Origin of the sequence: Dactylosporangium sp. CA-052675 (assembly GCF_050947935.1) — a bacterium.
In the GTDB taxonomy this organism is placed as follows: Bacteria; Actinomycetota; Actinomycetes; order Mycobacteriales; family Micromonosporaceae; genus Dactylosporangium.
Map to the genome: position 1 here is coordinate 9,973,648 of NZ_CP192010.1, position 14,820 is coordinate 9,988,467.

Consider the following 14,820-nt stretch of genomic DNA (forward strand, 5'->3'; position numbering starts at 1 on the left):
TCGCTTTTACTGGGAGACGCCGGTCACGGCCTTGGTCGCGGGGGCGCGCGCGGACGCGGGCGGCAGCGTGAAGGTGAACCGCGACCCGCCGCCCGGGTTGTCCTCGGCGCGGATCGTCCCGCCGTGCCGCTCCACGATGCGCTTGCAGATCGCGAGGCCGAGGCCGGTGCCCGCGTACCCGCTCGAGCGGTGCGCCCGGTGGAAGTTGGTGAAGATGGCGTCGTGCTGGCCGGGCGGGATGCCGATGCCGTTGTCCGCCAGCTCGACCCGCACCAGCCCGTCACCGTCGAGCCCCGACGCGATGGCGATCCGGGGAGTCGTGCCCGGGGCCGTGTACTTCACCGCGTTGCCCACGAGGTTGTCCAGCAGCTGCCGCAGCAGCACGGGATCGGCTCGCACGTCGTCGAAGGGGCCGAGGGTGAACTCCGGCGGCGGGGTGCCCGCGGCCGCGGCCAGGTCCGTGCGCGCGTCCGTCACCTCGGTCACCAGCTCGCGCAGCCCGACGTCGACGGGCGCGATGGCGGCGTTGCGGGCGGTGGTGTACGCCAGCAGGTCGTTGATGAGGTGGCGCATCCGGGCCGAGGCGCGCGTGATGCGCACGAGGCTGTCGCCGGCGTCGCGGACCGCGGGGTCGTCCGCGGGCATGGTGTGCAGCGTCTCGCCCAGGTTCTCGGCCCAGCCGTCGATGGTCGTGAGCGGGTTGAGCAGGTCGTGCGCGACCACGCCGGCGAAGGCGGAGAGCTCGTCGCGGTGCCGGCGCTCGGCGGTCACGTCGTGGAAGACGACGACCGCGCCGCCCTCGTCGGTCTCGTCGGGCGGCAGGCGGGTCGCGCTCACCCGCAGGATGCGGCCCTCGGGCACCCCGGCGTTGCGGATGAGCACCTCCTGGTTACGCACGTCGTGGCCGCTCAACGCCTGGATGTGTGCCATCTCCCCGGGCGGCAGCGGGGTGCCGTCGGGGTGGAAGAGGCCGTAGTGGCCGGGCCGGGCCACGGTGCCGTCGCCGCTGGTCACGCCGCCCATGAGCGCCACGGCGGCCGGGTTGCGCATGATCCAGGAGTGATCGGGGCGTACGACGGAGACGCCCTCGTTCATCGAGTTGACGATCGTGGTCAGCAGCCGCGCCTGCGCCTCCGTCTCGCGGCCCGCGGCCGTCAGCCGCCCCAGGAGCTCGGCCCGCTCGTCCCGGCCGAGCGCGATGGACAGCCCGACGACCGCGATCATGCCGACGAACGCCTGCGCGATCAGCGCCCGGGTCGCGTGCGAGGGGATGAGGGCGAAGGGGCCGTTCCCGTGCAGCGTGAACAGCACCGCGATGATGCCCAGCCCGAGGTCGTGCAGCACGACGAACGTGGTGTGCAGGCGCAGCGCGGCCCATACGGTGACGGCGAGCAGCGGGAACGCCAGGGGCAGGTGCGCCACGCCGAACGCGACGCCGTAGGCGGTCAGCGAGCACACGACGAGCGCCGTGTACTCGGCCAGCCGCGCCGCGCCCGGCCGCGTCCAGCGCCAGCCCCGCGCACGCTGGTGGCCCAGGCGCAGCCCGACGGCGACGATGAGCAGGATGCTCACCCCGTTGCGCAGGAACCACACGACGCCGTCGGTCCACAGGAAGCGGTCGGTGGTGAGCCAGATGGCGGTCGGCCCGACGAGCGCGCCCGCGCCGGCCCCGGCGCACGTGGCGAGCAGCAGGCGCCACAGGTCGGCCGAGCGGGAGAGCTGCTCGTCGCCGCCGGCGCCCCAGAGGTGCGGGCTCAGGCGGTGCAGGACCCGCGTGAAGACCGCCACCTGGGCCAGGTTCGCGACCACGAACCAGAGCGCGAGCAGCAGGGCGGCGCCCGTGGCCAGGTTCACGACGAGCGTGATGACGGCCAGCGCCACGGGGTCGGCCCAGCGCGCGCGGGCCTTGCGCTGGGCGGCGAACCACAGCACCGACACGCCCGCGGCCGGCCAGACCAGGCTCAGGCTGGAGCCGTCCATGATGGTCTTGCGGCCGACGACGGACGCCAGGAGGTACACCAGCGCCCACGCCGCGGTCCGCAGCAGCGAGGTGGTCATCCGGCGCCTCGCAGGGTGCGCTCCAGCCCGGCGCGCAGCGCGCCGGCGGTGAAGGGCTTGCGGACGTACTCCGCGCCCGTCTCCCGCGCCCGGGCGGCCACGGCGCCGTCCCACAGCACCGTGAGAAACATCGCCGGCAGGTCGGCCCGGGCGGCCCGCAGCCGGTGCAGCAGCTCGATGCCGTCCATGCCGGGCAGGTCGACGTCGAGGATCGCGGCCTCGGGCAGCCCGTGCTCGGCCACGGCCGCGAGCGCGGCCGCGCCGTTCTCGGCGGCGAGGACGTCGTGGCCGTCGGCGGTCAGCCGCTTGACGATCAGGTCGCGGACGTCCGGCTCGTCGTCCACCACGAGCAACCGGGCCATTCGGCACCTCCCGCCTCTCCACCAGCCAGATCGGCAGCGCAGAGACGGGCCTTAACCGCCTACCGGGGCGAGCCGGGCACGATCCCCTGCAGGTGCCGGCCGTTCACGGCGGCGCGCCGGCCCGCGTCGGCCTCGGCCTTCCAGGTGCGCACGTAGTTGGAGGCGGTCAGCCGCTCCACGTCGTCGAGGTCGAGCAGGTCGCCGACCATGGTCGTCAGGGCCACCACGTCGCGGCGGTCGTTGGGCGGCACGTTGTCGTGCAGCAACTGGTGCACCTGATTGCGCAGCGACCCCTCCCGCACCACCGTCGGCGGGGTGAGGGTCGGCTCCTCGGCGATCTCGAGCACCTCGCCGGCATCGTGCGTCACCGGGACGGTCCGGCTGCGGGTGCGCCGCGGCGCGGGCGCGGCCGGGAGGATGCCCTCCAGGTCGGCGCGCAGCCCGCCCAGCGGCGAGGCCGAGACCACCGGCGCGGTCGCGACCACCGGCCCGGGCGCGGGCTCCGGCTCGGCGGCCGCCTCCGCCGCCCTGGCCACGGCCTCCCGGGCCGCGCGGCGCTCGTCCTCCTCGCGGGCCGCCCGGGGCACCGGGATCGGCTGCGGCGCCGTCGGCAAAGCCTGCTGCTCCTGGGTGTCGATGACCGGCAGCGGCTCCGGCCCGGGGGCCGGCTCCGGCGCGGGGACCGGCTCGGGCGCCGGCGGCAGCGCGCTTCCGGTCATCGCGGCGAGCCGGGCGGGGGCCAGGTCGGCGGCGATGAGCGCGGTCAGGCCGTCGTAGTCGGCGCCGTCGGCGAGGCGGACCGCGATCTCGTCGAGGTCGTAGACGGCCACGGCGATGTCGGCGGTCGTCGGGTCGACCGCGGCGCGGATCTTGCGGTGCAGCACCTTGGCGATCGCCGCGGTGCGCTGCTCCTTGCGCTTCTCCGCCTTCGCCGCCGCGATCGAGGAGTAGAGCCCGAGCCGGGTGTCGGCCTTGGCGAGGTTCTTGGCCCGCAGCGTCAGCCACGGGTGGCGGACCCAGTGCCCGACGACCTCGTAGGCGGGCGTGGTCGGGGGCAGGTCGCCCTTGGCCCGCAGCCGGTCGCGGCGCTGGTTCTCGGTGTGCATCAGCCACACCAGGTAGCCCAGCGCGGACATGCCCGCGAAGAACCCGGCGAGCAGCTTGTTGTCGTGCGCCAGCCAGTTGAACGCGACCGCGAACGCGGCGATGACGACCGACAGGATCCGCGAGGCGGTCGCCTTCTCGCCGAGCCGGCGGCGCACGTCGGCGTTGGCGAGCACGACGATGCCGCCGAGCTCCAGCGCGCCGACCGCGGGGATGGCCCAGATCAGCGGAATGCCGAGCGCCTCGACCGCGCCGGACACCTGCCCGGCCAGGGCGACGAGCAGCACCACGACGTAGAACAGCTGCCGCATGTACGACGTGCGCTTGACGGTCTTCTGCAGATCGGCGTCGAGCTGGTTGATGCCCGGCGTGCTCACCGGCTTCTCCCGTCGTTGTCGGGCTGGGGCAGCCGATAGCCCCTTGCCTCGAGGAATTCGGCCAGCGCGAGGTCCACCGAGCTCTGCACGGTGGTGTTGTGGTCGACGACGAACCGCTGCAGGGTCTGCTCGATCTCGACCCGCACCCGGGTGTTGAGCTGCACCCGCTCGAACCGCGGCCGCTGCGGCGGCATCGCCACCGCCTTCTCTGTCGCTTCCAACATCACTCCCGCTAGCCGTTTGCTAGCGGGCACGCTAGCAAAGCAGCCGTCGATGACCGAATCCGACACGCCGCACAACTGTTCGAACCCGAAAGGTCCTTACGGTCGTCGCTCCGCGAAGGTTCAGCGTGACTTTCGGTGGTCATCCGGGCGCGTTCTTGAGCCTGTCCGGGGCGTTTGCGGTTCGGTACGCTCACCCGCATGCGGCGCCGGGTACTCATGCTGATGCTCACGGCGCTCGTGCTGATCGGCGCCTGGGCCGTGCCCGCGGGCGCCGCGCCGGGCGATCCGACGGGCGCGCCGAACGAGGGCAACGACCTCACCCTCGGCGAGAAGCTCGACGCGGCCAACACGGAGTGGGTGCAGGCCCAGGCCGTGCTGGACGCGTCCAAGAAGCGCCAGGCCGAGCTGAACGCGCGGATGGACGCGATGCAGAAGGAGCTGGAGCCGGTCCGTGCGAGCGTGAACGTCATCGCGGCCGCGGCCTACCGCACCGGCGGCAACGTCCGGCTCACCGCCGCGCTGGTGAACACGGACTCGGCCCAGGGGTTCATGGACCGCGTGCTGCTGGTGAACACCATCGCGCAGTACAACGACCGCCAGATCGCGCGGCTGACCAAGCTGGAGAAGGACCTCGCGGACGCCAAGAAGGCGGCCGACGACGAGGTGGCCAAGCAGCAGGCGCAGACCGCGATCCAGGCCAAGAAGAAGGCCGATGCCGAGGCGGCCCTGGCCAAGATGCGGGGCAGGGCGGACGGCTACGTCAGCGTGAACTCGCCGCTGGCCACCCCGGCACCGCGCAACGCCGACGGCTCCTGGCCGGCCGAGAACTGCATCATCGACGACCCGACGACGACGGGCTGCGTCACCCCGCGCATGCTGCACGCGGCCCAGGAGGCGCGCAAGGCGGGCTTCACGCACTTCTACTCGTGCTTCCGCCCGTCCGGGCCCTACGAGCACCCGAAGGGCCGGGCCTGCGACTTCGCCGCGGCCTCGGACGGCTTCGGCGGCGTGGCCAGCGGGGCCGACAAGACCTACGGCACGAACCTGGCGGCCTACTTCGTCAAGAACGCCTCGGCGCTCGGCGTGCTCTACGTGATCTGGTTCCGCCAGGTGTGGACGCCGGCGGCCGGCTGGCACGCCTACAGCGGGGGCAACGGCGACCCGTCCAGCGACCACACGAACCACGTGCACCTGTCCGTGCTCTGAACGGTCCCGGCCGGCCGCGGGCGCCGCGGCCCGCGCGGCCGGCCGGGAGCGTGCGCGTCAGACGCGGACCGACCAGCCGAACGGGTCCTCGGCGCGGCCGCGCTGGATCCCGACGAGACAGTCGCGGATCCGGGCCGTGACCGGGCCCTCCGCGCCGCCGCCGATCGCGAACTCGCCGTCGTGCGAGCGGGCCCGGCCGATCGAGGTGATGACCACCCCGGTGCCGCAGGCGAACGTCTCCAGCAGCGTGCCGTTCGAGGCGTCCGTGCGCCACTCGTCGACCGAGTACGGCCGCTCCTCGACGCCCCAGCCGCGGTGCCGGGCGAGCGTGAGGACCGAATCGCGGGTCACGCCGGGCAGGATCGAGCCGTTCAGCGGCGGGGTCACCAGCACCGGGGCCTCGGCCGAGCCGTAGACGAAGAAGAGGTTCATGCTGCCCGACTCCTCGATCCAGCGGTGCTCGACCGCGTCGAGGAACACCGTCTGGTCGCAGCCCGCGTCCTGGGCCTGGGCCTGGGCGCGCAGGCTCACGGCGTAGTTGGCGGCGGCCTTCACGTGGCCCGTCCCGCCCGGCGCGGCCCGCGAGTAGTCCTGCGAGATCCAGACGGTGACGGGCTTGGCGCCGCCGGAGAAGTACGCGCCCGACGGGGAGGCGATCACCGCGAAGAGGTACTCCGACGACGGCCGGACCCCCAGGAACGGGTCCATGGCGATCATGAACGGGCGCAGGTAGAGGCTCTGCCCCTCGCCCGCCGGCACCCAGTCCCGGTCCGCATCCACCAGGGTCCGCACCGCCTTGAGGAACAGCTCCTCCGGCAGCTGCGGCATCGCCAGCCGGTCGGCGGTCGCGTTCAGCCGGCGCGCGTTGGCGTCGGGGCGGAACAGCCCGATGGCGCCGTCCGGCAGCACGTACGCCTTCAGCCCCTCGAACAGCTCCTGGCCGTAGTGCAGCGCCGCGGTGGCCGGGCTGAGCGAGAGCGGCCCGAACGGGATCAGGCGCGCGTCCCGCCAGCCCTCACCCCCGCCGAAGCGGATCGTGACCATGTGGTCGGTGAAGACGCGACCGAACCCGGGATCGGCGAGCAGGGCCGCGCGTTCGGCCGCCGGGCGACGCTCGGCCGGGACGATGTCGAATTCGAGCATTCCGGAACTGTATGCGGTTCCTGAACGATCCCTAAGCTCGATCCCGGGGACTGGTCGGTAACAACCACTCAGAACAGATTGGCCGGCGGCGCGGGCGATGGGGTCGCGGTCGCGTCGGTCACCACGCGGGCGCCCGCGATCAGGTCGGTCAGGTCGTCGCCGGTCACGAGCCGGGCCGGGAACGGGTCCGCCGCGCCGGCCCGGGCCAGCGGCGCCACCGGGATGCGCCCGGCCGAGGCCGCGGCCGCCAGGATCACGTTGCCGAAGCGGCGCCCGCGCAGCACCGCCGGCTCGGCGAGCAGGACGACCTCGCCGTACACCCGCCGCAGCGTGGCCGCCTGGCCGCGGGCGAACGCGAGCCCGGAGCCGTCGGCCAGGTTGGCCGCGTACACCCCGTCCGGGCGCAGCAGCCGCGCGGCCGCGGTCAGGAACTCCAGCGACGCCAGGTGCGCGGGCACCCGGGCACCGCCGTAGACGTCGGCGATGACGAGGTCGAAGCGGCCCGGCGCGAGCGACTCGACCGCCTCCCGCGCGTCGGCCGCGCGGACCCGGATGTCGGCGCCGCGGGGCAGCGGCAGCTCACGGCGGACGAAGTCGATGAGCGCCGCGTCGCGCTCGACCACGCGCTGGGCCGAGCGGGGCCGGGTCGCCGCCACGTACCGCGGCAGGGTCAGCGCCCCGCCGCCCAGGTGCAGCACCGACAGCGGCGCGCCGGGCGGGGCCATCGCGTCGATGATCGAGGCGATGCGACGCATGTACTCGAAGTCGAGCCGCCGCGGGTCGTCGAGGTCGAGGGCGGACTGCGGATAGCCGTCCAGCAGCAGCGTCCACCGCCCCGGCCGGCCGTCGTCGGGACACAGCTCCGCCACGCCGCCGTCGACCTGCTCGACGATCCCCGTCTCGCGCTTACGCCCGCCCACCCGGCAATCTTGCCCTGACCCCCGCTTGCCCTGGCCCGCGGCCCGCCGCCCTTTCGGGAGGCGGGCCGGGGGCCGTCGCCGGCGTGCGTCAGCAGCGGAAGGTCGCCGGGGCCGCGTTCGGCCCCCACGGCACGGTCCCGACGAGCAGGACCGTGGTCTGCTCGCCCGGCTTCAGCCGCGAGTCCCGCGGCGTCAGCTCGACATCCGCGGCGGTCTGCTTCGCCGTGCCGTTCACGGCCAGCTCGACCTTCTGCGTGCCGGTGTAGGCGAAGCGCACCCGCACGCCGTTCAGCGTCTGCTTGCCGGTGTTGCTGATCGTGGCCTGCGCGATGTAGACGCCGCCGAGGTTCAGCACGGTGCTGTACCGCACCGAGCACCCCGACGCCGCCGGCGCACCGCCCTCGCCCTGGTCCGCCATGAACGAGGCCACCCACGACAGCGTCGAGTTCCAGTTGATCGCGATCTCGTTGGTGGAGTACGAGTTGATGTCGTCGACGTAGCAGAACTGCGGCGCGCAGCCCGGCAGGAGCTTCTGCGCGAGCGGGTCCTGCAGGTTGGAGTTCGGGCCGCCCGCGAGGGAGCCCGCCGGCGGGTGCGGCAGGGCCGCGTTGAGCTGGTGCGCGTAGATGCGCGTGTGCTGGTTCTGCGACGCGCGCTCGCCGTAGCCGGTGACGTAGGACTGGTTGAGCGCGTTGCGCCCGAGCAGGTAGTCCATGCCGGTCGCGACCCCGTCACGGAAGTCCGCCGACCCGGTCAGGTCGTAGGCGGTGGCGATGACGACGAGGTTGTTGAGCACGGCGCTGTTGGAGCCCCACTCGTACTTGCCGGAGCTCGGCGCGTACGCGATGCCGTACGGGTTGGCGCGCACGGCCGCGAGGTACCCCTTCGCGCCGTCCACCACGGACTGGCGCACCCGGTCGCGGTCCGGCAGCCCGTTGGGGACGGTCGCCAGGTCGAGCCGGCCCAGTGCCGCGGTGAAGCCCCAGCTGAAGCCCTCGGGCTTGAAGATGTCCGCGGTGTGCCACTTCGAGCTCGTGACCGCGTCGCGGTACACCTTCTCGCCCGTGCTGATGTAGAGCTCGGCGGCCGCCCAGTAGAACTCGTCGCTCACGTCGCTGTCGTCGTACGCGCCGCCGCCGTTGCTGTCGCTGCCCGGCGCGTAGACGGCCGGGTGGGCCACCGCCGCCGCGTACGCCGCCTTGGACGCCGCGAGCAGCCGGGCCGCGAACGCCTTGTCGTAGGGGGCGAAGAGCCGGGCGCCCTGCGCCGCCGTGGCCGCGAGGTTCAGCGTCGCCGCGGTCGACGGCGGGTGCAGCTCGCGCGGCTGCGGGTCGGCGGCCGGGTCGAGCGGCAGGCCGGTCCAGTTCTGGTCGTGCACCTTGTGGTGCACCATGCCGGCCAGCGGCTGACCCGCGGGAACCTGCATGCGGAGCAGGAACTCGAGCTCCCAGCGGGCCTCGTCGAGCACGTCGGGCACCTGGTTGCCGTGCTCCGGCAGGCGCAGCGAGCCGTCGGCGAGGTCCTGCGGCTTGGCGCCGGGCGCGACCTTCGAGCGCTCGAAGGTGCTCATCAGCTGGTACGCCGCGATGCCCCCGTTGACCACGTACTTGCCGTGGTCGCCGGCGTCGTACCAGCCGCCGCGCACGTCCAGCCGGTAGTCGCACACGCCGGCCTGACACGGAACGTCGGTGTCGCCCTGGTTCGGCGCGACCCCGAGGTGCCCGGCCTTGCGGCCGTACCCGGGCGCGATCGCGTCGGAGATCTCGATGCCGCTGCGCTGCACGTAGAACCAGGACAGGGCGTCGGCGCGCAGCCGCGCGTAGGAGGCGTTCGCGCCGATGTCGAAGGGCACGCTGGTCTCGCCGTCGGCGGTGAGCGTGTATCCCTTCCCCTGGACCTTGTACTGCGAGAAGTCGGCCGTCTGCACGTTCTGCCCGCTCGTGGCGTCCAGGCCGCGCGGGGTCGTGTTGCCGCTGGCGACGACGGTGCCGGCGGCGTTGCGCAACTGCCAGGGCAGGGCCGCGGTGGCCTCGGTCACGACGGTGGCCTGCTTCGGGCCGTCGGCGAGATACCCGACCTGGTTGACCCGCACCCGCGGGCCGGTGTCCGGCACGTACACGGGCGGCGGTGCCCCTCCCTGCAGCGAGACGTTGTCGACGCAGAACTGGTAGGCCGAGGCGCTGCCGCCGACCTGGAACGCGACCTGCCCGCCGGTGGTGTCGGCGGCCGCGGTGAAGGTGTAGCCGAAGTCCTGCGGCTGCGGCGTGAGCTGCGGGGCCTCGGAGATCTCCTGCGTGTACGGCGGGTCCGCGAGCTGCACGTTCGCGCGCACGGTCACGGGGACGGAGGCGCTGGCCGAGAAGGCGAGCCGGTACGACTCGCCGGCCTGCAGCGTGATCGCGTTCTGCCCGATGATGGCGTCCCACGGGTTGGTGGTGCCCGCGGGAATGTTCGCGCACAGTCGCCCGTCAATGACCGAGGCCGGCGAGTTGCCGGTCCACCACCACGGGTCGGTGCCGTTGTCGAAGGTTCCGTTGACGACCTGTTCCGCTGGATCGGCGTGGGCCACGGACGCACTCAGCGGGACGACCAGCAAGGCCGCCGCAATGGCGATGGGTAATTTGCGCTGCACGGACACCCCTTTGGCGGAAAAGATGTGGGAGCGTTCCCAAGGTGTCGCAGCACGGCGGGGCTGTCAAGACGTGAAGCGCTTCAACGCTTGACGGTGGGCAGGATGTACCAGATCCCGATGAAAGCTGCAGCGAACGCGGCGCTCACGCCGACCGCCCAGGACATTCCGACGACCACCTGAAAGATCAGGAAAATCGCGCCGACGATCGACAGCCACAGAAACCACAATCCGACGCCGGCGAGATTGCTGCTCGTCGCCACCAGTTCTCCCTTGCGGCCCCGCCGGAAGAGAATGCGATGGTGGCTCACCGGCGCGATGAGGAACAGCGTGGCGAGGCCGGTGCACAGGATCGTGACGATATAGGTGACCTTCTGTCCCGGGGTCACCATGGCGAACCGCTGGCTGAACGGCAGCGTCAGCAGGAACGCGAAGAGGATCTGCACGCCGGTCTGGGCGACTCGCAGCTCCTGGAGCAGTTCCGTCCAATTCCGATCAAACCGCTCGTCACGCGTCTCTCCGCGCCGGTTCCCCGGCTCCTCGCGATCGGCCATGCGGGTCCATTTACCCACCGGAACAACCGGACGAACCTGGCGGTTCGGCTCGTCCTGCGCCCGTGCCGCGCGCGGGCGGCCATGTCGGGGCTGTGCAAGCGCGCACGCTCGGCTTATCGTCGCGACGTGAGTGCCCCCTTCGATGAGCTGACCGCCGGCCGCCGCGCATGGATCGCGCGCGCCGGCCTCGCCGAGCTCGCCGCCACCATCGGCCGCCCCGGCCGGGCGGCGGTCACCGAGCGCCCCGACCTGCTGGCACGGGTCGACCAGCACGCGGCCGCGATCCGCGACTCGCTCGGCGGGGCGCTGCTCGACCCGGTCGCGCTGGCCGGCTACTCGGCGGCGATCCGCGACGCGGCCCGGGATGCCGGCGACCCGCTCGAGGACTGGTCGCGCCCGTCGTGGGCGATGCTGCGCCTGCTCGCGGTGTGCAGCCTCGTTCCGTGAGTCTCGCGGGCCGAGGCCGCACACCGCGGGGTCGCGCTACTTCAGCACGCGCTTGTCGGCGTGCAGGTCGCCGGTCAGGCGGATGGTGATGAACTCGTCGTTGTCCGGCTGACCCGGGGTGCGGCCGCTGGAGAACGGGAAGTTGTTGTCGTTCACCACGCCCAGGGTGCGGTCGTCGAGGATCACGACGTCCTCGATGGTCTGGAACGGGAAGGTGAACACGTCGGCCGGGCCGAACAGGTGGCGCGGGTCGGCGATGTTCATGAGGTCCGCGACCAGCGTCTTGTCCATCTTGCCGTCGCGGTTGCGGTCGCGCTTGTCGGCCAGGTAGATCCGCTTGAGCTTGGCCGTGGCACCCTGGCCCTGGTCGCGCTCGATGATCAGGAACCGGTCGTCGTCGACGGCGATCGCGTCGCCGATCGAGTTGCCCGGGTCCTCGAGCTGGTAGGTGAAGACCTTGCCGGTGTACTGCTGCCGGGCCACGTCGAACTCGTTGAACCGCAGGCTGCCGGCCGGGTCACCGGCGACGGTGCCCTCCAGCAGCGGGTAGAGCGTGCGCCCGTCCGGCGACAGCGCCATGCCCTCGAAGCCCTTGCTGCTGCCCAGGTTCGGGTTGCCCTCGGGGTTCTCCGGCGCGCGCACGCCCGGCAGCGAGATCGGGGCCTGCAGCAGGCACCCGGCCCGGTCGAAGTGCAGCAGGTACGGGCCGAACTCGTCGCCGATCCAGTACGAGCCGTCCTTGACCCGCTGGATCGACTCGATGTCGAAGTCGGAGCCGGTGAGCACCCGGTCCTTGCGGGTCAGCGGGAAGGGCACGAAGTTGTTCGGGTCGGTGAGGTTGATGCCGCCGACCACGTCCACGGTCTTCTTGCCGTAGTCCGGCGCGACGCGGTGGATGCGCAGCACGAAGTCGCCGCTGTTGGCCTTGTTGCCGTAGCCGTTGTCGGAGATGACGTCGAACGTGCCGTCGCCGTTGCTGAGGATGCCGCTGAAGCCCTGCACCGGCTGGTCGTCGAAGGGCGGGGTGATGCCGTTGGACGGGGTGCCGCCCAGCAGCGCGCCGGACGGGTCGCTCGCGGAGACGAACGTCGCCGCCGGCAGCATCGCCCAGCCGGTGAGGGTGGCCCGGCCGAACCCGCCGCGGCCGTCGTGGCCCGCGTTCGCGGACGCGCTCGGGGCCGTCAGGGTGAGCGCCAGCGCACCGACGCCCACGCCGAGGCCGACACGTCGAAGATTCTTCATGCGCTCGGACGCTAAGCAGGTGCGGTGAACCGCTCCTAGACTTTCTGTGTCATCTGCCCGAGCAGCGTATGTAGGCGGTTGACGGTGCCCGGACCATCGGTGATCTTGCCGCTGTCGACGTAGTAGACGAACGACGCGCGCAGCACCAGGTCGCCGTCGTAGGTCTCGACGTACGCCTGGCTGTCATCGAAGAACGAGAACGTCGTCGCGTCCACGCCCTTGGCGTCCTTGGCCGCGGCCTTGTCGAAGGCGACCTGCTCGGCCGCGGCCATCGACGGGCGCATCACGCTCAGGAAGATGTAGAACGCGCCGGACGAGCCGTCGACGGCGCATGCCTTGAGGCTGTCGGTGTCGCGGCGCTCCTTGCCGGCGAGGCTCTCGCCGAGCGCGGCCTTGTACTGCTCATCACTGGCGAGCGAGCACACGTCGACGTGGTCGTAGGCGCCCGCGTTGGACTTCGCCTCGGGCGGCGCGGTCGCCTTGTCCTCGCCGCAGCCGGCGAGCACCAGCATGGTGCCCGCCAGCAGCAGCACTCTGCGAACAGTGAGGGTCACTCGTGCTTTCTACCCGCTCGGCGACCCGGGTTTCCAGGCTCGCGGGTTCGGCCGTTTCTCAGACTCGGCCGAAGTCCTGCGTCCAGTACGGGGTGCCGTCGGCCTTGTAGGCCAGGCCGACGCCGACCGCGACGCTCTGGCAGTTGAGGATGTTGGCCCGGTGACCGGGGCTGTTGATCCAGCCCGTGACCACGTCCTGGGCCGTGCGGTAGCCCCACGCGATGTTCTCGGCCGAGGCCCCCGTGGTGTAGCCGGCGGCGGCCTCACGCTGCACGAAGTTGCTGCCGTCGGAGCCGGTGTGATCGAAGTAGTTCTTCGTCACCATGTCGGTGCTGTGCGCCCGCGCGGCCGTGACCAGGCGCCCGTCGATGCGCAGCGCCCCGCAGCCGTTGGCCTGGCGGTAGTTGTTCGTGAGCGTCACGACCTCGTTCTCCATCGCGGCGTACTGCCCCGTGGTCGGCGCGGCCGGCGCGGTCGTCACCGGCGTGGCCGGCTTCGTCGGCGTGGTCGTCGGCGTCTTGGCGGGCGTCTTGGTGGGCGTCTTGGCGGGCGTCTTGGCGGGCGTCTTCTTCGCGGCCGACTTCTTCTTCTTTTTCTTCTTCGACGTGTAGGAGGTCTTGGCGGCCGCGTCGTCCGCGGCCTGCGCACCCACGGCCTCGACGACGTGCGCGACACCGGCCGAGACGGGCGCGCCGGCCGCGAGGGCCTGTGGTCCGGCGGTCGTGACGAGCGCGAAGCCGAGCGGCGCCGCGATGAGGGCGGCGGCGATGGTGGTGGCGCGGCGGGCGAACCGGGTCACTGTACGTAGGCCTTCCATTCGGGAACAGGTGAGGTCTGACGCACTGGGTATCGGGCCCGTCACACCCGGCCTGAGCTGGTCAACCGGCAGGCAACGCGCGGCAACCGACCGGCTACCCGTGCGGAGCATTCCCTAGTGGGAGGGGCGCGCGATTTCGGTCAAAGGTTGGAGGGCGACGCGGCCGGGCATTTCTACGGTTGAGGTACACATCGACGAAGGAGCGAGGTTATGTCCAGTCTCGTCAGGCCCCGTGACAACCGTTGGATCGCCGGCGTCTGCTCGGGCCTTGCCCGCCGCTTCGGCATCTCGCCCAACATCATGCGGCTGATCTTCGTCATCTCGTGCCTGCTGCCCGGCCCGCAGTTCGTGATCTACCTGGTGCTGTGGGTCCTGATGCCGGACGAGTCCAAGGCCCGCAGCTACAACTGAGCCCGCTCCTCTCCACGGCTCTCCCTGGCGGACGGGGTCCGGTGTGCGGCCCGGACCCCGTCCCGTTCCCGCTCCGCTTGCGACCGATCAGTCGGGCGCTGCGTGCCGCGACTGATCGTATTTATCGCCCGACGGGGTGTAAGTCAGAATATGACCGATCTTCGCGTTCGTCACCGTGTGTTCCCGGCGACCGGAGCGGTTTGTGGCTCTTCATCCCGCGCGGCACCCGGCGTGTCGCGGTCCGGGCCTTCGCCGGTTCTCGACCGGTTCCGCGGCGTTCGGGAGCGGGCCGGGTCGCGCGGGGTGCGGGGCGGGTCCGGCGGTTCAGGCGGGTCCGGGGCGGTCGAAGTCGGTGGCATGTCCAACGACACGAGCTACACCGCAGCCGGCCCGGCCGCCTCCGGGGACTTCGCCGAGACCACCCGCCGCAGCGTCGCCCGCTCGACGCTCAACGGCCTCATGATCTGGCTCGGCGAGGCGGGCCTGGCCGCGGCGCGCGAGTCCGCGGGTCTGCAGGCGACGATCGACCAGCACGCCGCCGCCGTGCGCGACGCCCTCGGCGACCCCGAGCACGGCCCCGGCGCGGTCCCGCTCGCGGGCTACGCCACCGGCGTGCGCGACGCCCTCATCGAGGCCCAGTGGCAGCTGCCGCCGACGAGCGAGCTCGACTGGTCGGCCCTGGAGTGGCCCGCCCTGCGCCTGATCGCGATCTGCGCGCTCGCCCGAGCGGGCGGCTTCGTCTAGGCCCCGTCCCGCCGATCATGTCGAGCCG

General features: G+C 72.3%; 15 protein-coding genes. 4 read left to right on the forward strand and 11 right to left on the reverse strand.

Going from position 1 to position 14,820, the window contains the following annotated elements; all coding sequences use genetic code 11:
- Nucleotides 1-6: 6 nt before the first annotated feature.
- From ACQP1P_RS44820 to ACQP1P_RS44835, 4 genes are read right to left on the reverse strand one after another with little or no spacing between them, the layout of a single operon-like run.
- Complete coding sequence (locus ACQP1P_RS44820; protein ID WP_433081011.1) at nucleotides 7-2,058, reverse strand: ATP-binding protein; 2,052 nt, start codon at nucleotides 2,056-2,058, stop codon at nucleotides 7-9.
- On the reverse strand, nucleotides 2,055-2,420 hold the full coding sequence (locus ACQP1P_RS44825; protein WP_433081013.1) for a response regulator transcription factor: 366 nt from the start codon (nucleotides 2,418-2,420) through the stop codon (nucleotides 2,055-2,057). The genes ACQP1P_RS44820 and ACQP1P_RS44825 overlap by 4 nt, the downstream gene beginning before the upstream one ends.
- Before the next feature lie 59 nt (nucleotides 2,421-2,479).
- Nucleotides 2,480-3,901 (reverse strand): hypothetical protein, encoded by a 1,422-nt coding sequence (locus ACQP1P_RS44830; RefSeq protein WP_433081015.1) that lies wholly within the window; start codon nucleotides 3,899-3,901, stop codon nucleotides 2,480-2,482.
- Nucleotides 3,898-4,125 (reverse strand): hypothetical protein, encoded by a 228-nt coding sequence (locus ACQP1P_RS44835; RefSeq protein ID WP_433081017.1) that lies wholly within the window; start codon nucleotides 4,123-4,125, stop codon nucleotides 3,898-3,900. Before ACQP1P_RS44835 ends, ACQP1P_RS44830 begins: the two co-directional genes overlap by 4 nt.
- 198 nt (nucleotides 4,126-4,323) lie before the next feature.
- On the opposite strand from ACQP1P_RS44835, the gene ACQP1P_RS44840 reads away from it, so the two are divergent.
- Nucleotides 4,324-5,331: a coiled-coil domain-containing protein gene (locus ACQP1P_RS44840; RefSeq protein WP_433081019.1), complete on the forward strand. Its 1,008-nt coding sequence runs from the start codon at nucleotides 4,324-4,326 to the stop codon at nucleotides 5,329-5,331.
- A 57-nt stretch (nucleotides 5,332-5,388) separates the two neighbouring features.
- Here the strand turns inward: ACQP1P_RS44840 and ACQP1P_RS44845 are convergent, their stop codons facing one another.
- From ACQP1P_RS44845 to ACQP1P_RS44860, 4 genes are all read right to left on the reverse strand, one after another.
- Nucleotides 5,389-6,474: a branched-chain amino acid aminotransferase gene (locus ACQP1P_RS44845; RefSeq protein WP_433081021.1), complete on the reverse strand. Its 1,086-nt coding sequence runs from the start codon at nucleotides 6,472-6,474 to the stop codon at nucleotides 5,389-5,391.
- 68 nt (nucleotides 6,475-6,542) lie between these two features.
- Entirely contained in the window at nucleotides 6,543-7,394 is an 852-nt protein-coding gene (locus ACQP1P_RS44850; protein ID WP_433081023.1) for a spermidine synthase, read from the reverse strand.
- 88 nt (nucleotides 7,395-7,482) lie between these two features.
- On the reverse strand, nucleotides 7,483-10,026 hold the full coding sequence (locus ACQP1P_RS44855) for a glycoside hydrolase family 9 protein (RefSeq protein WP_433081025.1): 2,544 nt from the start codon (nucleotides 10,024-10,026) through the stop codon (nucleotides 7,483-7,485).
- Nucleotides 10,027-10,106: 80 nt separating this feature from the next.
- The gene (locus ACQP1P_RS44860; RefSeq protein ID WP_433081027.1) at nucleotides 10,107-10,577 is read right to left on the reverse strand and encodes a DUF6328 family protein; all 471 of its coding nucleotides are present in this window, start codon (nucleotides 10,575-10,577) and stop codon (nucleotides 10,107-10,109) included.
- A 126-nt stretch (nucleotides 10,578-10,703) separates the two neighbouring features.
- Between ACQP1P_RS44860 and ACQP1P_RS44865 the strand changes: the two genes are divergently transcribed.
- On the forward strand, nucleotides 10,704-11,024 hold the full coding sequence (locus ACQP1P_RS44865) for a DUF6401 family natural product biosynthesis protein (RefSeq protein WP_350619099.1): 321 nt from the start codon (nucleotides 10,704-10,706) through the stop codon (nucleotides 11,022-11,024).
- Between the two features lie 36 nt (nucleotides 11,025-11,060).
- Here the strand turns inward: ACQP1P_RS44865 and ACQP1P_RS44870 are convergent, their stop codons facing one another.
- Genes ACQP1P_RS44870 through ACQP1P_RS44880 form a run of 3 tightly spaced genes read right to left on the reverse strand, consistent with a single transcriptional unit; the run spans nucleotide 11,061 to nucleotide 13,619 of the window.
- Nucleotides 11,061-12,266: an esterase-like activity of phytase family protein gene (locus ACQP1P_RS44870; protein WP_433081030.1), complete on the reverse strand. Its 1,206-nt coding sequence runs from the start codon at nucleotides 12,264-12,266 to the stop codon at nucleotides 11,061-11,063.
- Between the two features lie 35 nt (nucleotides 12,267-12,301).
- Complete coding sequence (locus ACQP1P_RS44875) at nucleotides 12,302-12,820, reverse strand: hypothetical protein (RefSeq protein ID WP_433081032.1); 519 nt, start codon at nucleotides 12,818-12,820, stop codon at nucleotides 12,302-12,304.
- 58 nt (nucleotides 12,821-12,878) lie between these two features.
- The gene (locus ACQP1P_RS44880) at nucleotides 12,879-13,619 is read right to left on the reverse strand and encodes a CAP domain-containing protein (protein ID WP_433081034.1); all 741 of its coding nucleotides are present in this window, start codon (nucleotides 13,617-13,619) and stop codon (nucleotides 12,879-12,881) included.
- Nucleotides 13,620-13,847: 228 nt separating this feature from the next.
- Between ACQP1P_RS44880 and ACQP1P_RS44885 the strand changes: the two genes are divergently transcribed.
- Nucleotides 13,848-14,048 (forward strand): PspC domain-containing protein, encoded by a 201-nt coding sequence (locus ACQP1P_RS44885; RefSeq protein WP_350619091.1) that lies wholly within the window; start codon nucleotides 13,848-13,850, stop codon nucleotides 14,046-14,048.
- Between the two features lie 357 nt (nucleotides 14,049-14,405).
- Nucleotides 14,406-14,792 carry a DUF6401 family natural product biosynthesis protein gene (locus ACQP1P_RS44890; RefSeq protein WP_433081036.1) on the forward strand — a complete coding sequence of 129 codons (387 nt, stop codon included), beginning with the start codon at nucleotides 14,406-14,408 and terminating at the stop codon, nucleotides 14,790-14,792.
- The last annotated feature ends 28 nt before the right edge of the window (nucleotides 14,793-14,820 follow it).